General features: G+C 43.6%; 17 protein-coding genes. 2 read left to right on the top strand and 15 right to left on the bottom strand.

The window, feature by feature from the left end:
- Positions 1-42: 42 nt before the first annotated feature.
- From secDF to VIN08_RS09015, 7 genes are all read right to left on the bottom strand, one after another.
- Positions 43-3,021: a protein translocase subunit SecDF gene (gene secDF / locus VIN08_RS09045; RefSeq protein WP_331963435.1), complete on the bottom strand. Its 2,979-nt coding sequence runs from the start codon at positions 3,019-3,021 to the stop codon at positions 43-45.
- A gap of 88 nt (positions 3,022-3,109) precedes the next feature.
- The gene (locus VIN08_RS09040) at positions 3,110-3,481 is read right to left on the bottom strand and encodes a hypothetical protein (protein ID WP_331963432.1); all 372 of its coding nucleotides are present in this window, start codon (positions 3,479-3,481) and stop codon (positions 3,110-3,112) included.
- A 98-nt stretch (positions 3,482-3,579) separates the two neighbouring features.
- A complete protein-coding gene (locus tag VIN08_RS09035) occupies positions 3,580-4,209 on the bottom strand; it encodes a uridine kinase (RefSeq protein WP_331963430.1) in 630 nt (209 codons plus the stop codon).
- 103 nt (positions 4,210-4,312) lie between these two features.
- Positions 4,313-4,897 (bottom strand): non-canonical purine NTP diphosphatase, encoded by a 585-nt coding sequence (locus VIN08_RS09030; protein ID WP_331963427.1) that lies wholly within the window; start codon positions 4,895-4,897, stop codon positions 4,313-4,315.
- Positions 4,894-5,817 (bottom strand): FKBP-type peptidyl-prolyl cis-trans isomerase, encoded by a 924-nt coding sequence (locus tag VIN08_RS09025; protein WP_331963424.1) that lies wholly within the window; start codon positions 5,815-5,817, stop codon positions 4,894-4,896. Before VIN08_RS09025 ends, VIN08_RS09030 begins: the two co-directional genes overlap by 4 nt.
- A gap of 16 nt (positions 5,818-5,833) precedes the next feature.
- On the bottom strand, positions 5,834-6,733 hold the full coding sequence (locus VIN08_RS09020; RefSeq protein WP_331963421.1) for an FKBP-type peptidyl-prolyl cis-trans isomerase: 900 nt from the start codon (positions 6,731-6,733) through the stop codon (positions 5,834-5,836).
- 48 nt (positions 6,734-6,781) lie between these two features.
- Positions 6,782-7,801, bottom strand: a complete 1,020-nt coding sequence (locus tag VIN08_RS09015; protein WP_331963418.1) for a bifunctional oligoribonuclease/PAP phosphatase NrnA — start codon at positions 7,799-7,801, stop codon at positions 6,782-6,784.
- Positions 7,802-8,015: 214 nt separating this feature from the next.
- On the opposite strand from VIN08_RS09015, the gene VIN08_RS09010 reads away from it, so the two are divergent.
- Positions 8,016-8,435: a nucleoside-diphosphate kinase gene (locus tag VIN08_RS09010; RefSeq protein ID WP_331963415.1), complete on the top strand. Its 420-nt coding sequence runs from the start codon at positions 8,016-8,018 to the stop codon at positions 8,433-8,435.
- A 115-nt stretch (positions 8,436-8,550) separates the two neighbouring features.
- On the opposite strand, the gene VIN08_RS09005 is transcribed toward VIN08_RS09010, so the two are convergent.
- The 8 genes from VIN08_RS09005 to VIN08_RS08970 all read right to left on the bottom strand — a co-directional run bounded on the left by VIN08_RS09005 (position 8,551) and on the right by VIN08_RS08970 (position 22,418).
- Positions 8,551-9,993, bottom strand: a complete 1,443-nt coding sequence (locus VIN08_RS09005; RefSeq protein ID WP_331963413.1) for an amino acid permease — start codon at positions 9,991-9,993, stop codon at positions 8,551-8,553.
- 167 nt (positions 9,994-10,160) lie between these two features.
- Positions 10,161-10,847 carry a lipoprotein signal peptidase gene (locus VIN08_RS09000; protein ID WP_331963410.1) on the bottom strand — a complete coding sequence of 229 codons (687 nt, stop codon included), beginning with the start codon at positions 10,845-10,847 and terminating at the stop codon, positions 10,161-10,163.
- 77 nt (positions 10,848-10,924) lie between these two features.
- Entirely contained in the window at positions 10,925-14,395 is a 3,471-nt protein-coding gene (ileS, locus tag VIN08_RS08995; RefSeq protein ID WP_331963407.1) for an isoleucine--tRNA ligase, read from the bottom strand.
- 126 nt (positions 14,396-14,521) lie between these two features.
- A complete protein-coding gene (locus VIN08_RS08990; protein WP_331963404.1) occupies positions 14,522-16,954 on the bottom strand; it encodes an efflux RND transporter permease subunit in 2,433 nt (810 codons plus the stop codon).
- 399 nt (positions 16,955-17,353) lie between these two features.
- Positions 17,354-18,673, bottom strand: a complete 1,320-nt coding sequence (locus VIN08_RS08985) for a deoxyguanosinetriphosphate triphosphohydrolase (protein ID WP_331963400.1) — start codon at positions 18,671-18,673, stop codon at positions 17,354-17,356.
- A gap of 111 nt (positions 18,674-18,784) precedes the next feature.
- Positions 18,785-19,375, bottom strand: a complete 591-nt coding sequence (locus VIN08_RS08980) for a phospholipid scramblase-related protein (protein WP_331963397.1) — start codon at positions 19,373-19,375, stop codon at positions 18,785-18,787.
- Positions 19,376-19,487: 112 nt separating this feature from the next.
- Positions 19,488-21,032, bottom strand: a complete 1,545-nt coding sequence (locus tag VIN08_RS08975; protein WP_331963394.1) for a glycine--tRNA ligase — start codon at positions 21,030-21,032, stop codon at positions 19,488-19,490.
- Between the two features lie 105 nt (positions 21,033-21,137).
- Positions 21,138-22,418, bottom strand: coding sequence for a HAMP domain-containing sensor histidine kinase (locus tag VIN08_RS08970; protein WP_331963391.1), 1,281 nt, complete (start codon positions 22,416-22,418; stop codon positions 21,138-21,140).
- A gap of 333 nt (positions 22,419-22,751) precedes the next feature.
- Between VIN08_RS08970 and VIN08_RS08965 the strand changes: the two genes are divergently transcribed.
- Positions 22,752-23,206: universal stress protein (locus VIN08_RS08965; RefSeq protein WP_331963388.1), on the top strand; the 455-nt coding region annotated here is incomplete at its 3' end.

Here is a 23,206-nt window from a genome sequence, read left to right as displayed (position 1 = left end):
TACTCAATCGAGTACCCTTTTTTCTTGTATATACTTTTATGATTACGCTGTAACAGGTTTGCCAGAAGCAATCTTGTTATCAGGTTGTTTGTCATCTTTAGAGAAGTCAACCAGTACTGGTGTACCGATACACAGAGAAGAATATGTACCGATCAATACACCGATCAACATCGCGAAAGTAAATCCGCGGATCGTCTCACCACCGAAGATGAAGAGAATCAACAATACGAAGATCGTAGACATACCCGTGATCAACGTACGGCTGAGTGTATCGTTCAAAGCATTGTTTACAACCGAAGCAGTATCTTCTGTGCTCTTCTTCATCGAGAGAAATTCGCGCACACGGTCAAACACCACCACGCTATCGTTGATCGAGTAACCAATCACCGTAAGAATTGCCGCTACGAACGACTGATCGATCTCGAGGCTGAATGGCATTACATTCTCCAGCAATACGAAGAGTGCTAATACTACAAACACTGTATGGAACAAGCTCACCACTGTACCAAGTGCGAACTGCCATTTTCTGAATCGGATCAAAATGTAGAGGAACATAAGTACCACCGCTACCATCAACGACCATATAGCAGATACTTTAATATCGTTCGCGATAGTAGGACCAACTTTATAGAAGCTGAGTATCGTTGCTTTGTTACCGCTAAATTTAGCAAGGCCATTTTCCAGGTGCTTACCGGCTTCTACCGTTGCTTCGTCTGAATCGTCATCAATCAGGTAGCTGGTTGTAATTTTATATTTAGTATCGCCACCGAAAGTTTTTACTTCAGGGGCTTCACCAAATGCTTCTACAAGGCTCTCGCGAACATCTTTGGCAGTAACCGATTTTTCGAAACCTACTATATAGGTACGACCACCCTTGAAATCAACACCGTAGTTGAATCCTTTGATGGAAAGCATGATCATACCGGCAATGATGATGGCACCAGAGATAGTATAGTATATTTTACGATTACCAATGAAGTTGATGTTGATACTGCGGAACAGATTCTTAGACCAACCCATGGAGAAGTTAACCGTCTTGCCCTTGCGGATATAGTATTCAAATATCACACGGGTAAAGAATACCGAAGTGAAGAATGAACACAAGATACCGATGATCAGCGTTACCGCGAAACCATAGATAAGACCAGAACCGAATGCCAGCAATACAAAGCCTTTGATAAGCGTAGTAACGTTGGAGTCGATAATGGCTGTGAACGCATTCTTATACCCTGCGCGGATAGAAGTATCAAGCGTTTTGCCTGCGTTGAGATCTTCCTTCACACGTTCGTTGATCAACACGTTCGCGTCCACCGCGATAGCGAGTGAGAGAAGTATACCGGCAATACCAGGCAGCGTAAGAGCAGCGTTGAGTGATGCAAGGATACCCAACAGAAATATCAGGTTAAGAATAACGGCAAGGTCAGCTACCCAACCCGATGCGTTATATACGATCAGCATGAAGAAGATAATGATGAGGAAGCCTACTACGATAGAGATCATACCGTTACGGATAGATTCCTGACCGAGTGTTGGTCCTACAGAAGATTCTTCAACAATTTTAGTTGGTGCAGGAAGTGAACCTGCCTTCAATACGTTGGCAAGGTCTTTCGCTTCTTCCAGTGTAAAGTTACCGGAGATCTGAGAGTTACCGTTAGGGATTTCGCCATTTACTGAGGGTGCAGAGTATACTGCGTTGTCCAGCATGATCGCGATTCTTCCTTTCGGGCTCTTGCTCGAAGCTTCGCCAGTCCACTTAGCCCAGATGCGTGTGCCTGTAGCGTTCATGTTCATGCTTACTGCAGGACGCGCAAATTCATCGAGGTCGTTACGTGCATCAGTAATTACTTCACCGGTAAGTTTAGATTTACCATTGCGACCTATATCCAGGAAGAATAACTCTAATGATTCTTGTGTGCCGATAAGATCAGGTTTGTTAGCCCAATATACACCTACGTTGCGTGGCAGTATATTACGGATTTCCTGCTTCTTGAAAATATCGTTAATGGTAGCGGTATCTTTTATGTTATAGCGGAATGATCCGGGAGGCGAGCTCAATGAGAAGAGTGGCGATACATTCAGGTTCTGAAGGGAATCAAGTCCTTGTGTTTCTTTAGCAGCCGCAGTTGTATCAGTCGCTGCCTTTGTGCTGTCACCCAAGAGTGATGACAGATTATCAGATTCATTTTTAGCAGGCTCTCCGCTTTTTGGAGTAGTCTTGGTTGAATTAGCCTTCTGCTCTTTTACCAGTATATCATTGATAGCGATCAACTGATTGTTGAGTGTGTTAGGTTCAATAACATCCCAAAACTCCAGGCGTGCTACACCTTGCAGGAGTTTGCGTACGCGTTGTGGGTTATCGGCACCAGGTATCTCAACCTGAATTTTACCGCTGCCTGGTAAACGTTGAATGTTTGGTTGTGATGTACCGAACTGATCGAGACGATTGCTAAGGATAGTGAATGAACGATCGATAGCACTTTCAATTTCCTGATCAACGATGCTGATTACTTTGCTGTCGGTATCATTCGTAGCGATCTTACCACGAGTAGATGCGTTGGCAAATATAGAAGCAAGTGGCTTATCAGGATTTGCATCGCGATATGCTTTAAAGAACAATGAGCTGAAGCTGCTGCGGCTTGTCTTCTGTTGTATAGAAGCTGTGCGCAGGGCTTTTACAAAAGCAGAATCCTGGCTGTTGCCGGCAAGTCCTTTGATAATATCTACCGGAGAAACTTCCAGCGTAACGTGCATACCACCCTGGAGGTCGAGACCCAAGCTAAGCTCGTAGTCTTTTACTTCTTTGTAAGTATATTCTGCACCGAACAGATTATATACCGGGGTGTTCCATACAGAATCCAGGTACGCCTGTTTTTTGTTAAGATCAACTTTACCGGAAGCATCAGTAGCAACGGCAACAGCATTTTGCTGCACGTTATACGACACCACCGTAAACGAGAGGTAGAAGAAACACAACAGTGTAACGACTACCGAAAGGAAGATAACTAGTCCTTTGTTTTGCATATGGTTGGTTAAATTAAAATACATGAATAAAAAAGAATACATGTCCGGACGATCAGCATCCGGTTAGGAAATCAAGCACGGTATATTCTTAGGGTGCGTTCGGGGAAATGATGGCCCCGAAAAGTGTTTGAAAGAATTTGCTTAATGGAAGCGAAACATTGAAATCATGTTCCTCCGCTTTTTCTTCTTCGAACAAAATTTCGAAGAGGCAGAATGTTTCCTGGTTAAACTCTACATGGGTAGAAGAAGGCAGTGTGCTGGAGGGCAAGGTTATGTAGGCACCGTCTCCGGATTGATCCTGATCGGATTGATGGTCGCCTTGCTGCTGCTCTGTTTTAACTTCTTTTTTGGAAGTATAGTGGTGTGCCTCAAAATAGAAAAGCTGCGAAATAACAATCACCAGCGCTGTTAATATACCAGCCACCAGGGTTCCTGTTTGTATGCGTGCCTTTCCTGTCATTTTATAATAAGGGACACAAAAGTATGCATTTGGCGGTAATGTACAAACGCCCTGAATGACTGAGGCTTCAGCAGGCTTGTTATACCGGATACCAGCGTTTAAACCACTTTTTCCTTGATCCGGGATTTCAGCGCCCAGGTGATCAGATCAAGCGCCCGCTCGAAATGTTGATTGTTTGGAATAACTATATCAGCCTGATGTTGCAGAGGCTTGATAAGCGTTTCATAGATCGGCATCACGTGATATTGATACCGGTATAGCACATCGTCAAGATCGTAGCCACGCTCTTCATTGTCGCGCCTGATGCGCCTGCTGAGCTTGAGGTGATCTTTCGCTTCAATAAAAATCTTGAGGTCAAGCTCTCGTTCAACTTCCGGAAAATATTGCACGAACAATCCTTCAATGATCAATAGCGGAGCAGGTTTAAACTCCAACATGGTAGGCTTTGCCTGCGGGTTGTTAAAGGTATATTCTGTTTTTTGCAGCGTTTCACCATTCTTCAGGCGCAGAATGTCATTGAATAATTTTTCGCGCTCTATAGAATCGGGGAGATCGAAATTCTGAAAACCCTTTTCATCAGTCAATTGCAGGTCGCGTGGTTTATAGTAATGATCCTGCGAGATTAAACAGATCTCTTCCGGCCTGAATCGCTGCGAAAGATTTTTGAGGAAGTATGTTTTGCCGGAGCCGCTTCCGCCCGTGATGCCAATGGTGTATATAGGTTTCATAGATCCGGCTGCAAATTACGAATCATCATGCAATCTGTTGAAATAAAAAAACCTCCGCGTGAGCAGAGGTTTTATTTTATGATTCCATTTGTCGATAGCAGAATCAGGCCGTTCTGCTTTTCAGGTATTTCGCCAGTTTTCTAACTGCGATAGCACGATGGCTGAGTTGATTTTTTTCGTCCATACTCATCTCGGCAAACGTTCGGGTATGTCCTTCCGGAACAAATACCGGATCGTATCCAAAACCCGAGGTGCCGCGCTTTTCCGTAATGATCTCGCCACGAATTACCCCTTCAAAATATACAGGTTCTTTTTCCAGGCCCACCAAAGTGATTACCGTACGAAACTGTGCCTTTCGGTTTGTGTCATTCCGCAGGTTCTGTAACAACAGTGCTATATTATCATCGCTGTTACGATGCTCACCTGCGTAGCGCGCAGAGTAAACACCGGGTGCACCATTCAGTGCTTCTACTTCCAGGCCTGTATCATCGGCAAAGCAAGGCACGTGGAAGTGATCCAGGACATATTCAGCTTTTTGAAGAGAGTTGCCCTCCAGCGTATTACGCGTTTCGGGCAACTCTTCATAGCATTTTATATCTGCTAAACTTATCAGGTCAATCTTTCCGCCAACAACACTTCTTATTTCTTCAAGCTTGTGTTTGTTGTTGGATGCAAAACATAATCTCATTGAACTTCGGTCACTTCAATATCAACAATCAGGTTAGAGTTGGCCGGTATTACCAGGGCACCCGATGAATCGGTTGCTCCATTCGTACCAAAACCTAAACCTGAAGGAACATAGAAGGTAGCTTTAGATCCTTCTGTTAATTTTTGCAGACTGATCATTACTCCTTGTACAAAATCTACCGGGCGGCTATAAAACGTGTCGCTGGGCTCTTGCGAGATCGAAGCAACGGATACACTAGGCGCAGTAAGCAGATAGTATGTTAACTTGAACTTCACTTTCGAATACCAGGTGATAGCCGGACCAGCACCTGCCTGTGTAACTACATAACGAATACCGGTAGTATCTTTCGTAACATTCGCTATGCTCTTGTCAGATATATACTTGGCTATAGCGGTTGTATCTGAGGTAAACTGTGTCTTTTCTGTGTTAGAGAGCGTTGTGCCATTGAATACAACATCGAACTGAAGAATTGAGTTGGCAGGTATACTCCCTTTATTGGTCGTGCCATAACCCCAGTATGATGGTATATATAGCGTAGCTTGTGTACCTACAGGCAGCTTCATGAAAGCCAGTTGCCATCCGGTAATAAAGCCAGACAGAGAACCATTAACGTTACCTTGGTCAAATGCAGCACCATCCGGGAAGAGGCGGCCAATGTAATCTACATCTACTGTAGTGTTGGCGTTTCTGGCCGGTAATCCTGTGCCAAGCTTTGTAATTTCCATTCGTATACCGCTCGGATCAGTTATAGGGCTGATGCCGACAGTAGCTAAATAGGAGTCGATTGCAGCTACATCTTTTTGTAACTGAATGTTAGGATCCACAACATCGTTGGTAGAATCCAGGCATCCGTTCAAACCGACTGCTGCACAAACCAACGCGGCTCCAATCAATCTTTTTACATTGTATATCATTTTCATTCGGGTTAAAAAAATTCTATTTGCAGGTTCTGGTTGCAGGATCGAATGTTTCTCCTGTTCCAAAAAGCTTCACATCAAAAATCAGAATAGCATTAGGAGGTATGGCACCCGGATAACCTTGTGGACCATACGCCAAGTGCGATGGAATATAGAATGTAGCAGAATCGCCTACACCCAACATCGGAATGCTATATTTCCAGCCTGGTATAACCTGGTTCAGGGAGAAAGTCATTTTTTCGTTCTTGTCGAAAGTCTTCTCATCCTTCAGGAATTTACCTATATAACTTACTTCCACGCAACTGGTAGACGATGGCTTTTTGCCTCCGTTCGATGAGTGGATTATATAGTGTATACCACTTGTATCCTGTTGTGTTTTGATGCTCTTATCTGCCAGGTATTTCTCGATCAGCTTGGCATCTTTTTGTTTCTGATAGCCTTTGCGCTTTTCTGAATGCTTGGCCATGAACTCCGGGTATTTCTGTTGCTCGATGATGTCTACAACGTGTAGGGTAAGCGTTACAGAACGTGAAGAATCTACCTGTGGAGGCAGCGGACCACCTAATACGTCTTTGAAAAATTCTTTTGCAGGGCGAGTGAGTGTTACGCTATCTGTTCTTGAAAGCATACGAAACATCTGCAGCGCACCGATCTCCGATGCCATAGCAGCGCTATCCTGAATAGGAAATACGCCCGGAGCTCCGGTGTCATACGTGTCCATCCACACAGAATCTTTCGAATCCTTCATCACGTAGTCAAATATTATTAACTGGCCAGGCTTCGGCTTAATGCCATCGCCTGCTTTTACCACCTGGAATTTAAAACCGTTAGGAGTTGCTTTTTCTTCTGCTGAATTTTTGCAGGCCGCACAAAGCAGCAACAATCCGATCAGCACGTTCGCGAGTTTGGTCATGTTCATGATTAGACAATGATTTAGATTATAAAGTTGGAATTGGTTAAACACTTTTTAATTGTCGTCTGCCAGCAATTGTTCTTTATACTCCGGCAGAATATTTAAAAACTTTTCGAGCGTTTGCTCCAGCGTCAGTTTGGTTTGCCCACCCGAAGCATTTCGGTGGCCACCCCCTTCAAAATATTTTCTGGCCATATCATTCACCGAGAAATTTCCCAGCGATCTGAATGACAATTTTATATTTTCTCTTCGATCGGATATAAGCACAGAAAGTTTAATGCCTTTTATGGATAAACCATAGTTTACAAAACCTTCTGTATCGCCAGTCTGCGAACTGAAATTCTTCAACTCTTCTGCAGTAAGCACAATATAGGCTGTGCGATATTCCGGAATCACTTTTAATTTCTGACTCAACACATAGCCCATCAGTCGTAAGCGCTCAATGCTGTTTGTATCGTAGATCTGTTTTGAAACTTTAGAAGGATTGGCGCCCAGTGCTACGAGCTCGCCTGCTATCTGAAATACTTTATAGGTAGTGTTAGAGTGTCTGAATCCTCCGGTGTCGGTCATGATTCCGGCATACAGGCAGTTCGCAATATTTTCATCAATGAGAGATTTATCGCCCAACTCATCGATGAGTTGAAACACAAGCTCTGCCGTTGAAGCTGCTGTTCCATCCCATTGTTCAAACTGAGCGAAGTTCTCTGGCTCGAGGTGGTGATCAATCAAAACTTTTGTAGCGGTAGAGGTACGAACAAACTCTCCCAGTTCATTGATGCGATTAAGGCTGGAGAAGTCGAGACAAAAAATAGTATCAGCTTCAGCGATGAGTTGTCTGCACTTCTGTGGTTTTTCTTTCTGAAAGATTACCACGTCTTTATTGCCTGGCATCCAGGTAATAAAATCCGGATAGTCACTCGGTGTTATAACCGTTACCTGGTGTCCTTTCTTTTTCAGATAGCCGGCCAGGCCCAATGAAGAACCCAATGCATCTGCATCCGGTTTGAAGTGTGTTACAATAATCACCTTCCGGGGTCTGTTCAGGTATTCTTTAAAAGCCGAGATGTTCTGCATAGGGCAGGGTAAAAACAAGGGGCAAAAATGGGTAAAAATTCTTGATAGTACACGGTTGAATGATAGGAGTGCACGATGAATGATCTGTTAAATAATGCCTCAATCCCATTGGGCTGACCTCTGCACTGTGAAGTTTTTTCCTATTTTTGCGGCCGTTTGCGGGAAATTGCCTGGCAACGAACGCTTTTCAGAAGACTAAAACATAAAAATGAATATGGCGACCAACAGAACTTTTACGATGATCAAACCTGATGCTGTTAGCGCAGGTAACTCTGGTGCAATCATAAAAATGATTGAAGAAGCAGGCTTTAAAATTGTTGCTATGAAAAAGACAAAGCTGAGTCCTGAGCTGGCTGGTCAATTCTACGCGATCCACAAGGAGCGTTCGTTCTTTAACGATCTTTGCTCATACATGTCATCAGGAACAATCGTTCCGATGATCCTGGAGAAAGCAAATGCAGTAGAAGATTTCAGAAAACTTATCGGAGCAACTGATCCTCAGAAAGCAGCACCGGGCACAATCCGTAACTTGTTTGCAAAGTCAATCGAAGCAAATGCTATACACGGTTCTGATAGCGATGAGAATGCAGCTATTGAAGGAAGCTTCTTCTTCTCTCAATTCGAACAATTCTAATCTCTTCGAGACAGACAATAAAAAAAGAGAGCGCTAAAATATAGCGCTCTCTTTTTTTTTATGGGTACACGTTAATCGTTATTCGAAAAGTTTTGTAAAACGATTAATGATTAATCTATTTCCTCAGCACGCTGTTCTTTTTGCTATAGCCGAAGTATACCACGAAGCCTAACAGCATCCATACACCAGCAACAATTTGTGTGCGTGAATCTACGTACACAATCAGCGCTGTACATACAATTATACCCAGTATAGGTACGATTGGTACAAGCGGAGTTTTGAAAGGTCTTGCCAGGTCAGGACTCTTAATGCGCAATACCCAAACACCTATACATACTACCACAAATGCGAAGAGTGTACCGATGCTGGTAAGGTCGCCCGCCATGCTGCCGGGTATAAAGGCTGCAAATGCTCCTACAAAGAAGAACAAGAGTATATTTGATTTGTATGGTGTACGGAATTTAGGATGCAGATCAGAGAATATTTTTGGCAGAAGTCCATCGTTTGCCATAGAGAAGAACACGCGAGATTGTCCTAACAACATTACCAGAATTACCGAAGAGAAACCAGCCAGAATAGCAATTGTGATAGCGGTTGCCAGCCAGCCGTATCCGTGCATATAGGTTTCAATAGCATACGCTACAGAAGCTTCTTTACCAGCGGTTTTAAACTCCTGCCAGTTCGCTATACCTGTAAGAACGTGCGAGAATAAAATATAGAGGATAGTACACACTACCAGTGAACCTAATATACCGATTGGCATATCGCGCTTCGGATTTTTTGCTTCCTGTGCAGCCGTAGATACGGCATCAAAACCGATGAATGCGAAGAATACTATACTAGCACCTCCAAGTACACCTCCCCAACCAAACTCGTTGAAGCCATCGTGGCCCGGAGTACCAGCAGGAATAGTGAATGGCTCGTAGTTAGCAGGATTGATGAAGCCCCAACCAATAGCGATGAATACCAACACAATGGTAACCTTGATGAAAACGATCACTGCATTTAACGAAGCTGACTCCTGTGTTCCTTTGATGAGAACAGCCGTGAGTATAGCCAGGATCAATAATGCGGGAAGGTTAATTATACCGTGTGTACCATCTGCAGCCACCTCCAGCGGAGAGTGGCTAAACGCAAAGGGTATAGCACCATTCAAGAGTTTGTTGAGATATTCACTCCAGGCAATAGAAACTGTAGCAGCACCCAATGCATATTCTAATACAAGTGCCCAGCCAATAACCCATGCTACCAGTTCGCCCATGGTAGTGTAGGCATATGTATACGCACTTCCTGCTATAGGAATCATAGAAGCAAACTCGGCATAGCACAAGCCTGCAAAAGCGCAACCTATAGCGGCTACTATAAATGAAACTACTACGGCAGGTCCTGCAGCTTCACTTGCTGCGGCTGCTGTTCTTACAAATAATCCGGCTCCAATGATTGCACCAATACCCAACGCCACCAGATTCGTTGCGCTTAATGTACGCTTTAGTCCCTTTTCAGAGTCGCCTGCCTGTGCCAGCAGTTGATCCAAGGGCTTTTTAATAAACAAACTCATTATAATCTTCTTAGGTTAAGGTTTTAGGAAAGTTATTGGCCCTAAAAGTAATAATAATAATGAATTTGGCTAACGCGTATTAGTGGCAGGGCCTCAAAATATATGACGTGTGGTATAGGATGAAGGTATCAACCGATAGAAAGGTATAAACCCTTATGATAAACTGATCACGAAGTTTGTGATGAGTCCGGTTGATTTTCGATTACTGTTGTAGTATCTGTTCCGTTGGAAGGAAGCTCGTCTGGAGGAGGCATGGGTACAGCTTCATGAATGTGCTCGCCAAAGAACCTGCGTTGAAACAGTAGAATAATTACTACGCCAACAAAGATAGAAGAGTCGGCAATGTTAAACACCGGACTAAAGAACAGGAAGTAATCCCCTCCTACATACGGCATCCACTCTGGCCAGGTAAAATCAAACAACGGAAAGAATAACATATCAATTACCTGCCCATGAAACCAGGGCGTTGGGGAATTTACAGGTTGATTATGAAGGAACACCCCATAGAAGGTGCTATCCACTACATTGCCTACAGCACCACCCAGTATAAGCGCCATGCACCATAAGAAACCGACATGCGCATTTTTCTTCGCCATCTTTACCAGGTAATATCCTATACCAGCCATGGCAGCAATTCGGAAAACAGTGAGCGCTAATTTACCGAACTCATTATTCCAGCGAATGCCAAAAGCCATTCCGGGGTTGAGCAGGTAATGCAGCTTGAATCCGAATTGTTCATTGCCTATAACAGTGATCTCCTGGTGAAGGTACATATAGTTATGCACCAGCAGTTTGGAAGCCTGATCGATAATGATGATAACGAGGGCGAGAAAAAAGTACTTGTAAATTTTCATGCAGTAGTTCGCTGTTGCAGGTTATGATTCACAGTTGAGGTCTTAAAAATGTAAACCTCAACTGCGAACCTCAACACTTATCTCTTAACACTTATTTTTACTTTCAACATAAACTCATCCATGTCTACCTCGGTAGCATCGGCAATGGTTTCTTTTAGCTCCAGTGAAAGCGCCTGGGTTTCGGTGCTGATATAGTCTTTAAACTCTGTAAGGGCTGCTGTTACAACCTCACCATCTTTCTCTACTTCTATACCAATCTTATCGAGCACTTCAAGGCCCATGTCTTTGCGCAGGTTTTGTACACGGTTCACAAAGTCGCGGGCTATACCTTCTTTCTTCAAGTCATCTGTAAGCGTAATATCGAGCGCTACGGTTATGCCTGCCTCGGTTGCTACAGACCATCCCGGTATATCTTCAGAGGATATCAGTACATCTTCCAACACAAGATCAAAACCTTCTTTTGAAAGTTTACCCTGCTTTTCGATCGCGGCTATATCTTCTTTTGTGAAAGCATTGATCACGGCCGATACTTCTTTCATCTTCGGTCCATACTGTTTACCAAGCTTGGCAAAATTAGGCTTCACCTTTTTTACCAATACTCCGGAAGTATCATCTATATATTCGATGCCTTTCACATTTACTTCGGCAAGGATAATCTCTTCTACCGACTTGATGCGTTTGGCGAATGATCCATCCAACACCGGTAATAAGATGCGTTGCAGTGGTGTGCGTACTTTTATCTTGGCGTTCTTACGGATTGAGTGTACTAATGAACAGATCTTCTGCGCATATTCCATCGACTGTTCCAACTCAGCGTCTATACGCTTTTGCTCTGGCTTTACCAGGTCTGTTAAATGCACAGATGTATGGCGTAGCGGAGTTTTGCTGGCAACTGCTTTATCGCGGATGTTTTCGGTTAAGTTTTTATAGAGCCACTCGCTGAAGAACGGAGCGATCGGTGCCATTAACTGACCCACTACGAGTATACATTCGTAAAGTGTTTCGTAAGCTGCTTTCTTATCTTCGCTCATTTCACCTTTCCAGAAGCGCTTACGGTTAAGACGCACGTACCAGTTAGAGAGATGATCGTTTACAAACTCTTGTATAGCGCGGGCAGCACGAGTAGGCTCATACTCCTCGTATGCTTTTGTTACTTCAACAATCAGTGTTTGAAGTTTTGAGATGATCCAGCGGTCAAGGTGTGTAAGTTTTTCATACGGCACCGGGTTCAACTCATCCTTCACAAAGCCATCGATGTTTGCATAGAGTGCGAAGAAGGAATACGTATTTTGAAGTGTACCGAAGAATCTGCGCTGCACTTCACTGATTCCATCAAAGTCGAACTTGAGATTATCCCACGGTGGCGCATTCTCGATCATATACCACCGTACTATATCCGGACCATATTTACTCAGCGTCTCAAACGGGTTTACCACATTGCCCTTGCTCTTCGACATCTTGTTTCCATTCTTGTCGAGCACAAGGCCATTGGATATAACATTCCTGAAGGCTACACCACCGTTGTTTACTTTCTTATTTACTGCCTGTATATCGCTGCTGCTATCGTTGATCATTACCGCTATAGCATGCAGCGTAAAGAACCAGCCGCGGGTTTGATCAACACCTTCTGCAATGAAATCGGCAGGATAGTTTTTCTCAAATATATCTTTGTTTTCAAACGGGTAGTGCCATTGTGCATAGGGCATTGCACCTGAATCAAACCACACATCAATCAGGTCTGGTTCGCGATACATGGGTTGACCAGTAGCACTTACCAATACAACGTCATCTACATACGGTCTGTGCAGATCGAAGTCAGCAGGCAATGCCGCCTTCATTACACCTGCCTTTACTGCTTTGGCAACTTCTGTATTCAACTCTTCGATAGAGCCTATACATATTTCTTCTTTACCGTCTTTACTTCGCCAGATCGGAAGCGGAGTTCCCCAATAGCGCGAGCGTGACAGGTTCCAGTCAACAAGATTCTCCAGCCAGTTACCAAAGCGACCTGTACCTGTCGACTCCGGTTTCCAGTTGATAGTCTTATTGAGCTCAACCATTTTATCTTTCAGCGCAGTAGTTCTGATGAACCACGAATCCAGCGGATAGTATAGCACCGGCTTATCCGTACGCCAGCAATGTGGATACGTGTGCTCGTACTTTTCTACTTTGAATGCTTTATTCTCTTCTTTGAGTATAATGGAGATGATCACATCGGTGTTCTTGTAATCCGCGTGTGCTTCATCTTCATTTGTATAGTTCTTCACATAGAAATCATCGGCACCTAACGGCTTGTGTGTTTTGATGCTGAACTTCGTTACACCTTCTTTCAGTCGTTCACCGATCTGTGTAACAAATTTACCCTTGCGATCAACCGTAGGTACTTCGTTGCCTGCTTCATCTTTCAATGTAATAGGAGGAACACCGTTTTGTTTTGCTACACGGAAGTCGTCTGCACCAAAGGTTGGCGAGCTGTGTACTATACCTGTGCCATCTTCAGTCGTTACAAAGTCTCCGGCAATTACCTTGAATGCTTTCCCGGCATCGTATAGCGGCTGCAGGTAGGGCATCAGTTGTTCGTACGCAACACCCAGCAATTGTTTACCGCTAAATTCCTGAACGATGCTATACGGTATAGCTTTATCGCCCGGTTTATAGTCTTCCAGTTTCAGCTCTTTATTCTTCTCACTGAAATATTTACCAAGCAAGTCTTTGGCGAGTACAACACTTACAGCTTTATGGGTGTACTGGTTAAATGTATTTACCTGAACGTATGTGATCTTCTCTCCTACCACGAGTGATGTGTTGGAAGGAAGCGTCCACGGAGTAGTAGTCCAGGCAAGTATAAATACATCGCCTGTTGGTTTCGAGAATAGAAATTCTGATTTCGAATCCTTCGTTACTTTAAACTGTGCTACGATAGATGTATCCTTCACATCTTTATAGCAACCTGGTAAATTAAGTTCGTGTGAGCTAAGCCCTGTGCCTGCTGCCGGTGAATATGGCTGGATGGTATAGCCTTTATAGAGCAGCTTCTTGTTATAGAATTGCCTGAGCAACCACCAGAGTGATTCGATATACTCCTTCTCGTAAGTGATGTATGGATTTTCGAGATCAACCCAATAACCCATCTTGGTGGTCAGGTCGTCCCATTGATCTTTATACATCATTACCGTTTCGCGGCACTTCTTGTTATAATCTTCAATGGATATCTTCTTGCCGATATCGTCTTTGGTAATGCCGAGTTGTTTTTCAACCTGCAGTTCTACCGGCAGGCCGTGAGTATCCCAACCACCCTTGCGTTTTACCTGAAAGCCTTGCAGCGTTTTATAGCGGCAGAAAATGTCTTTTACTGTGCGGGCCATTACGTGATGAATACCCGGAGTTCCGTTTGCCGAAGGAGGGCCTTCATAAAAGGTGAAGGATGGTGAGCCTTCGCGGAGGGTCACAGATTTTTCAAAAACCTGCTCTCGCTTCCAGAAATCAAGGATTTCTTCTGCGATGCGGGCAAAACTCAGCTCTTTAAATTCTTTGTACTTTCCTGCCATTGCCTAAAAAAATAGCGTCTGCATTTCGATAAGAGCGCAAAGATAATTACGAATTACGAAGTAAGAAGTACGAATTTGAGCCGGGAGCATTTATTCGCTGCAGGCCATAGGTGTTAACACAGATTTTTATTCTGCTGCCGAATGCCGGTTGTGGATCTTGATCTTGTCCAGGTCGATCTCTTCGTCTTCTGATTCTCCATAAAATGTATGGTCGAAATCATCGATCAGTTGATGGTCATCCCTGCGTTTCTTCGGACGATCGAATGTCATGATCAACGCAGGCAACAGGATCAGGTTGGTAAACATGGATATGATCAGTGTTACTGATGTGAGCAACCCGAGTGCGATCGTTCCTCCGAATGAAGAGAAAGTAAAGATGATAAACCCGGCAAAAAGCACAATGGAAGTATAGATAATACTCTTGCCTGTTTCCATAATCGCATCGCTCACCGCCACCGGTATAAAGAAATTGTTAGCCAGAATTTCCTGGCGATACTTGGCGAGGAAACGAATGGAGTTATCAACCGAGATACCAAATGTGATACTAAAGATCAATGCAGTACTTGCCTTTAGAGGTATATCAAAATAACCCATCAACCCGGCTGTGATCATCAGCGCCAGCAGGTTTGGTATGAGTGATATAATGATCATACGCACATTAGCGAAGAGTATAGCCATCGAAAGTGTGATGAGCAGAAATGCGAGGAGCAAACTCTCCTGCAGGTTTTCGATCAGGAATTTATTTCCCTTGATGAATATCTTCGTAGAACCGGTAACGGCTGTCTTCACCGAATCTTTCTCGGTGGAAACAAAAATGGAATTCATTCTAGGCTCGATCACAGTATGTACCAGTGAATCCAGTTTTACCGAACCGATGTCGGCTATCTGACTGGATATACGCATCTTGGTAAATGTAGAGTCAACAAATGATTTGAATAAACCGCTGTTATCGCTCTGGCCTTTCATATAGCGGAGTATAAATACACCTTCGCTTTTACTCGGTAAAGAATAGCGTGCCGGGTTGTTATTATAGAATGCCTGCTTCGATGCTTTGATCAGGCTGAGTACAGATATAGGCCGCGATACTTCGGGGAGTGAATCGAGGAAATTTTCAAGTTCATCTACCTTTTCCATGTTCTTCACATCGAGTACAGGTCTTCTCTTTTTGGTTTTGAACTCCACTACAATTTCAAGGGGCATGATGCCGCTAAAGTTCTGTTCAAAGAAATGAAGATCTTTTTTGATCTGGCTTTCTTCCGGTATATCATCTACCATATATGATACAGAATGCAATTGCATAATGCCATATACAGAGAGAATGGCAATGCCCATGGAAACAATATAGATGACCGCGCGATGACGATGCACGGAAAGATCCACCAGCTTCAGGAAACCTCCCATGATCTTGAAGTTGAGGTGGCGCAAATGTTTTTCGGAGGGAGTAGGCAGCCATGAAAATACACTCGGTATCATAACAAGACTCACCAGGAACAGCACCATGATGTTTATACCGGCAACCACTCCAAACTCACGCAGAATAATTATATCGGTTGATAGCAGTGTGAGAAACCCGATCGCTACGGTGAGGTTAGTCAGAAATGTAGCAAGCCCCATCTTCTGCACCACAATGGAGATAGCCTTCATCTTGTCTTTCGTTTTGGCAAACTCCAGGTGATACTTGTTGAGGAGGTATATAGCATTGGTTATACCGATGGTAACGATCACCGGAGGAATGAGCCCGCTGAGCAACGTAATTTTATATCCGAAGAGAGTTAACGTCCCCAGTGTCCAGACCACTACGATGCCGATAATGATCATCGAGAATATTACCGCGCGGAATGATTTAAAGAACAGGAACATGATAAGCCCCGTAACGAAAGCGGAGGCGTATAAAAAGAACTGCATCTCTTTGCGCACCTGGTTGGCTACCAACGTGCGGATAAAGGGCAACCCTGCGTAGTGAAGTTGTATCCTGGTTTTGTCTTCAAATTTTTTGCCGGCATCCAACAGCGATTGCGCAAGTGCTTCGCGCTTGGAAGAGTTCATATACTCTTTCTTTACCGATACCAGCATCATAGTGGCTCCATTCTTCGGGTTTACGATGTGGCCCATGTATACTTTCTGATCGTATGCAAGTGCCAGCAGACTATCCAGTGTCTTCTGGCTGCTGATTGTATCGGAGAAGATGGATTGGAGATAGAATTTGGATTGTGCCGTATCTTTCAAAATCATTTTGATCACTGGCAGCGAAACCACTTCATTTACACCTTCTATCTTTTTTAACTCACGGGTTAATTCCAAATAGGCTTTGAAGTTATCGAGCTTATAGATGTTACTGTCCTTTACACCAACAGCAATGAGGTTGCCATCTTCTCCAAACTGCGCCTTGAACTTGTTGAGCAGGATCATGTCCGGATCGTTGAGCGGCACAGTTCGCGCAAAGTCATAACTCATTTGAACTCTTGATGCGAAGTATCCCATCAGCACAGTGATAAGCGCAATGAGAATGATTAATGGTAGCCTGAAGCGAATAATAAATTGAGCGACTCTATTCCACATAGCGAATGGATGTAACAAGTTCAGAAAGGCCAAAGCTAAACATTTTTGGCTTTTCCAGAGGTTAACATAAAATCAAGAAGTACAGGGGTGGGATTGGTGGTAATCCGGTTAACACAAACGGCATTTGATCACTGTTAGTATTAATCACTATAATTTTTCAATCTGTTGAAAGTTCAGCACTTGATTGTGGATTATGCTCCTACCGTTTATTATTTTTGAATACACAAAAATCTTTTAGCTATGGCAAAATCACAAGATGCACGGAAGGAAACTAAAAAGAAGCCTGCCAAAACTTTGAAAGAAAAACGCGCTGAAAAGCAATTGAAGAAGGCAAGCAAAGGTTAATTCCTTCGAAGTTGTTCCGGTACGAGAATCTGTGCCGGAACAATTTTCTTTTAGCTAGAGTGCAATACCTTTTATTCTTCTGTAGAGCGACAGCGCATGCCGATCGGTTAGGCCTGATACAAAGTCCAGCACAATGCGCAACATTTCATAAGTCGTAACATCTTGCTCTATCTCTGTTCTCATTTCTACCGGGAGTAACAACGCTAGGTTTTTATATTTGCGTGATGAAGACCTTCGCATAATGTGTTCGCCTGCCGTAACAAACTCCTGTAAAAGTCCCGGCAACACTTCGTGGCCCGATGCTTCGATCTCCACTACATGACGTGCACGGTATATTTTGTCGACCGAAATCTCGCTTATCTTCTCAAGTGCCTCTTTGGATTTACAATGATCCGCCAGAGCCTTATCAAACGATCCATCCATGATATGCTTTTCGTAAGCAAGAAATACTTCGGTGCATTCTTCCACCAGTTTATTGATCGTCATAGCACGCAACACACCAATGCGTTCGTTCTGTCCGCCAATGCTGTTCAGTTTATCGCGCTTAAAACTCTCTTGTAAAATATTGGCCAGCAGCTCTACCGTATCGTTATAGTTTACGAGGCCCATACGGCAGCCATCCTCCAAATCAATAATGCTATAGCATATATCATCGGCAGCTTCTACCAGGAACGTAAGCGGGTGGCGTACCCACGCATCTTCTCCGGCTGATGATAATTCAAGTTGTGCTGCTGCTGTTGAAAAAATTTCTTTCTCGGATTGAAAGAATCCGAATTTTTTCTGACTCTTTTTCGATTTATCGCGAGCCGGGAAATATGCAGGACATGGATACTTAGTAAATGCACCTAATGTAGCCAGCGTTAATTTCAATCCATACTGATTGCTGTTGATAATGCGAAAGCCCTGTGCGTTACCTTCAAACTTTAGCAGGTCGTTCCATTCAGCATCAGTAACTTTTTCTTTGAATGATTTACCATACGGATTTTCAAGAAAGAAATCAGAGAGAGCATCTTCCCCTGCATGCCCGAAGGGTGGGTTGCCCAGATCGTGTGCCAGCGAAGCAGCCGCTACTATAGCACCGAAATCAAAGAGTGAAAATTTATCTTTTAATTCCGGATGACGCTGCACGATCACTTCACCTGCTTTTCTTCCGAGCGAGCGGCCTACACTCGAAACTTCCAAGGAGTGTGTAAGACGTGTATGAACAAAGTCGTGCTCTGGAAGCGGATGTACCTGCGTTTTATCTTGTAATCTGCGAAAGGGATGTGAGAAAATTATCCGGTCGTAATCTTGTTCGAAAGCACTGCGTGATGCTTCGGACGAAGTAGGTTTTGATCCGGTGCGTTGAGAAGAGAGAAGTGATTGCCAGTTCATGAAAATAAAAAGCGATGACCTTCAACTATATTCAGGATGAAGGTTCATCGCGCAAGATATATAAAATTATAGAAGACCCGTTCGCATAGGGCATCAGGTGGTTTTACTGTATTACTCTTTCAAAACAAAATCGATACACATGACAGCCGCAAGAATCAATTGGCGAAGCGGATGATTCTCCGGTACCTCCGAGCTGATTTGTAAAATATAATTATCGGCCGAAGTGAATAATTCTTTGCCGAGGCCAGACCACTTCTTGGTTACGGTAGCAAACTCTTTGTTATCGCTCGATACAAATTTGAAGTCCCAACTGGTCCACTTGCCTTTTAACATACAGAGCGGGCGCTCACTCGCATCCAGCACCTCAAACTTCCCGCCAATAGAAAAGAATTTCTGTTTGAACTTGCCAATAACCTGATCACGCTCATCCAACACTTCTACAGTTGACAGGAAGAAAGCAACGCCACGTCTTACGGTGAGTATCTTTTCTCCATGCGGAGTTTTAATCTCGATGTTAAACGGTGTCATGCGCTTGTAATCAGAGAACCGCAGCATCTTGGTAAAGAAGCCGAGATTTTCCTCGCGACAGTTTAACATGATCTCTTGTGTTTCGGGATTGTAGATGTCAAAACTGTTTGCTGCTTTGAACATGCCCACGTGCTCTTTTACAAAGAAGAGGTTCTTATTTAATACCGGATTCATAGGTTAGGATAATAGAAACGAGTTTAGTGTTTTGCACAAAATATAGCCTCGCTATATATACAAGCAGACACCCATAAATGGATGTCTGCATATTTTTTAGTAAGTCAATTAATTAAATCTTGCGAAGAAGATTGTTGATCGAGCACACATCAATCAACTTTGCTTTTACGTCAGCGATTTTTACACGCTCCTGCTTCATTGTGTCGCGGTCGCGGATGGTAACGGTATCATCTTCCAGCGTCTGGTGATCAACGGTTATACAGTACGGTGTACCGATAGCGTCCTGTCTTCTATAGCGTCTTCCGATAGCATCTTTCTCTTCGTAGAAGCAGCGCAGGTCGTACTTCAATTCGTTCATGATTGCCTCTGCTTTTTCCGGCAGGCCATCTTTCTTCATCAATGGAAGTATCGCTACTTTATGCGGAGCAAGCGGTGCAGGTATTCTTAGCACAACACGATCGCTTCCGTCTTCCAGTTTCTCTTCTGTATAGGCTTTGGAAAGTACCGAGAGGAAAAGGCGATCAAGACCTACGGATGTTTCTACCACATACGGTATATAAGACTGGTTATCGTCTGAATCAAAGTACTGTAGTTTTTTGCCAGAGTACTTTTCATGATTCTTCAAATCAAAATCGGTGCGCGAATGTATACCTTCCAATTCTTTGAAACCCATCGGGAAGTTAAACTGTATATCGCAGGCAGCGTTGGCGTAGTGTGCCAGGTTCAGGTGATCGTGGAAGCGATAGTTGTCGCTGCCTAGGCCTAGTGTCTGGTGCCACTTCATGCGCTTGGCCTTCCAGTATTCATACCACTTCATTTCTTCACCGGGCTTGATGAAAAATTGCATCTCCATCTGCTCGAACTCACGCATGCGGAATATAAATTGACGGGCCACGATCTCATTACGGAACGCTTTACCGATCTGCGCTATACCGAAAGGAATTTTCATGCGGCCGGTCTTCTGCACGTTGAGGAAGTTTACAAATATACCTTGTGCTGTTTCCGGGCGCAGGTATATCTTGTTAGCCTCATCTGCCAGCGAACCGATCTCGGTAGAGAACATCAGGTTGAACTGACGCACATCGGTCCAGTTCTTAGTGCCCGATATAGGGTCGGCTATATCAAGATCAACGATAAGTTGTTTCATGGCAGCCATGTTGCCGCTACCCATCGCATCTTTTAAACGCGCGTTGGTTTCATCGATCTTCTTTTGATATTCGAGTACACGCGCATTGGTAGTAACGAACGTTTCGCGATTAAACGAATCTCCAAAACGCTTGGCAGCCTTTTCAACTTCCTTCTCGATCTTGTCTTCCATCTTGGTGATGGCGTCTTCGACCAATACATCAGCGCGATAACGCTTCTTCGAATCTTTATTATCAATCATCGGATCGTTAAAAGCATCTACGTGGCCGGAAGCTTTCCAAGTGGTAGGATGCATAAAGATGGCAGCATCAATCCCGACAATGTTATCATGCAACAAGGTCATAAACTTCCACCAGTATTCTTTCAAATTGTTTTTCAGCTCAGCTCCGTTCTGCCCGTAGTCATATACAGCGCTGAGGCCATCATAAATTTCACTGGAAGGAAAAATAAACCCATACTCCTTGGCATGGGCAATCACATTTTTAAACAGGTTGTCTTCTTGCGTTGCCATAGTCGGCAAAGATAATATTAGTCCACAGTCCACAGTTGACCGGGCCTAGTTTTTTGAAATGAAGATTGCATTATCCTGCCAGCCGTTAGGGACTTTCGCTGGATTTTAGACGATGCGCTTCGGAAGTTTTACAGTAAAAGTAGAACCTATACCAGGTGAAGACTCAAGATGGATTGACCCCGACAGTTTCATAAGAGTTTCTTTTACAATGTATAGTCCGAGTCCGGAACCTTTCGATTTTTCGTTACCGCGATAGAACATCTCGTATATCTTGCCGTGATATTCCGGTGCAATACCTTGCCCGTTGTCTTCTACTTTCAAATAGAATACACGACCATTCAGTTGATGACGCAGACGTATAAATCTTTCTTCTTTGCGCAGGTCGTGATAGCGTATAGCGTTCGATAAGAGATTGCCTATAATAATGCGAAGCCTGTTCTTATCAGACTCTACAAAAGTACCTTCGGGTATATCTACGTAAAAGTTTATGCGTTCCGCTTCCGGTGCATATTTTAAGCCCTCCCATATCTCTGTTACCAGGTCGTGAAGATTTACTTTTTCACGACTTATATCCAGGCGGTTGTTGCGTGAGTAATCGGTTATATCCTTGATGAAATTATCCAGCGAATGGATGCGATCTTTCATCATGTTCATATAGTGTTTTACTTCCTGTGGATTTTGGGTGCGCTCTGCAATATTCAGCAGGCCCATAATAGAAGTAAGCGGAGCGCGGAGGTCGTGCGAAGTACTGTACACAAAGCGATCGAGTTCTTTATTGGTCTTGGTCAGCATTTCATTGCTGTGTACAAGCTGAATAGCGTTGTAATGATTGAGGCTTATCAGCAAATATACCCCCATAGTAATGGCCGGCAGGGCAACTGTGAAATTGAGGATAAGATTGAAGAGCATCACTTCTTCGGTATATATTCTTTTAGGCAACAGGCTGAAGTCTATAAAGTACGCCAGTGCAAAGAGCAGGTAGGTAAATACAGTGAAGAGTATAGACAAGAGGCGCTGCTTATAATTAAATACAGCAAATGCTGCTACCGAGTTTACTATAAAAAAGACAAACGTGCCGTTGTGGGGCGACTCGCTAGAAGCGAACAGATATACTGCTATATTAATAGTAGGAAGAAGAAAATAATTAGCAAGGCAATGATCTCCCTGGCGGTGAATAAAAATAGAGAGTGAAAGAAAAAAGATTGTGCAGAAAAATATAGGTGTGGAAACATACGTGCCCGATAGAATATCAATGAGCAGATACATAGAGCAGAGCAATATGCCCAATAAGGCAAACTGCCCGGAGAGCATTACCTGCTTGTATTCCCCCCACGATTCAATGTGCCTTTCTTCACCAATGATCAGGTCACGTATCCTTTTCTTCAACGCCATTCCGCCAGTTAAGATTTAGAGTATGCAAAAGTAAAGCGATTGAAGCTCTCCAGACCGTTGCATAATGACTGGCGAATTATTCATGCAAGTTTTTCCACATTTTGAGATGTTTTAAAAATGAGTGGCACCATGATTATTCTCGTATTGGGCATTTTTCTTTTAAGATATTCTTGTAACAGAATACGTTGACCCTCAATTTATACTTTGCTGAAATATACTTTACCGGTTGAGTTCCGGGTAAGTTTACTATTCTCATGTGCTATCTTCACAGGAAAGGATTCCTTTGTGTTGCAACTGCTTTGTTAAAATGCGTTATCTTACCGCCCGATGATGCAGTTCCATAAAATAGGATTAGCTCTTGCCTTCTCACCACGCACACCCGCGCTGTTGGCAGAAGCTGCTCGCCTCAAAAGAATGTGGAACGCAGAACTGATCCTGATTCATGTTGGCGATCATGGAGAGAAAGAGCGGATGCTGCTCGCTGAATTGCTGAAAGAGGTAAATCTATACCTTGAAAAAGATGTACAGGTATTTTGGGAAAGTGGTAAACCCAGTGAGCGGGTACTATCTACATGCAAACGCGAAAATGTAGACTTGCTTATAGCAGGAGCATTAAAGAAAGAAAACCTAGTACAATATTATCTGGGCACAGTAGCGCGCAAATTTTTGCGCAAATCAGATTGCTCGGTGTTAATGTTAACGGATCCATCCACTACGCCACATCCTTTTAAAGATATAGTAGTAAATGCAGAAGACAGTCCGTTTGTGGAGGAGGCTGTGCG

Origin of the sequence: Ohtaekwangia sp. (assembly GCF_036568665.1) — a bacterium.
Taxonomy (GTDB): domain Bacteria; phylum Bacteroidota; class Bacteroidia; order Cytophagales; family Cyclobacteriaceae; genus Ohtaekwangia.
This window is presented reverse-complemented; position numbering and strand designations above follow the sequence as displayed.

Coding starts and splice junctions, on each gene's coding strand:
- secDF (WP_331963435.1), bottom strand. CDS start 3,021: ATGCAAAACAAAGGACTAGTTATCTTCCTTTCGGTAGTCGTTACACTG.
- VIN08_RS09040 (WP_331963432.1), bottom strand. CDS start 3,481: ATGACAGGAAAGGCACGCATACAAACAGGAACCCTGGTGGCTGGTATA.
- VIN08_RS09035 (WP_331963430.1), bottom strand. CDS start 4,209: ATGAAACCTATATACACCATTGGCATCACGGGCGGAAGCGGCTCCGGC.
- VIN08_RS09030 (WP_331963427.1), bottom strand. CDS start 4,897: ATGAGATTATGTTTTGCATCCAACAACAAACACAAGCTTGAAGAAATA.
- VIN08_RS09025 (WP_331963424.1), bottom strand. CDS start 5,817: ATGAAAATGATATACAATGTAAAAAGATTGATTGGAGCCGCGTTGGTT.
- VIN08_RS09020 (WP_331963421.1), bottom strand. CDS start 6,733: ATGAACATGACCAAACTCGCGAACGTGCTGATCGGATTGTTGCTGCTT.
- VIN08_RS09015 (WP_331963418.1), bottom strand. CDS start 7,801: ATGCAGAACATCTCGGCTTTTAAAGAATACCTGAACAGACCCCGGAAG.
- VIN08_RS09010 (WP_331963415.1), top strand. CDS start 8,016: ATGGCGACCAACAGAACTTTTACGATGATCAAACCTGATGCTGTTAGC.
- VIN08_RS09005 (WP_331963413.1), bottom strand. CDS start 9,993: ATGAGTTTGTTTATTAAAAAGCCCTTGGATCAACTGCTGGCACAGGCA.
- VIN08_RS09000 (WP_331963410.1), bottom strand. CDS start 10,847: ATGAAAATTTACAAGTACTTTTTTCTCGCCCTCGTTATCATCATTATC.
- ileS (WP_331963407.1), bottom strand. CDS start 14,395: ATGGCAGGAAAGTACAAAGAATTTAAAGAGCTGAGTTTTGCCCGCATC.
- VIN08_RS08990 (WP_331963404.1), bottom strand. CDS start 16,954: ATGTGGAATAGAGTCGCTCAATTTATTATTCGCTTCAGGCTACCATTA.
- VIN08_RS08985 (WP_331963400.1), bottom strand. CDS start 18,673: ATGAACTGGCAATCACTTCTCTCTTCTCAACGCACCGGATCAAAACCT.
- VIN08_RS08980 (WP_331963397.1), bottom strand. CDS start 19,375: ATGAATCCGGTATTAAATAAGAACCTCTTCTTTGTAAAAGAGCACGTG.
- VIN08_RS08975 (WP_331963394.1), bottom strand. CDS start 21,032: ATGGCAACGCAAGAAGACAACCTGTTTAAAAATGTGATTGCCCATGCC.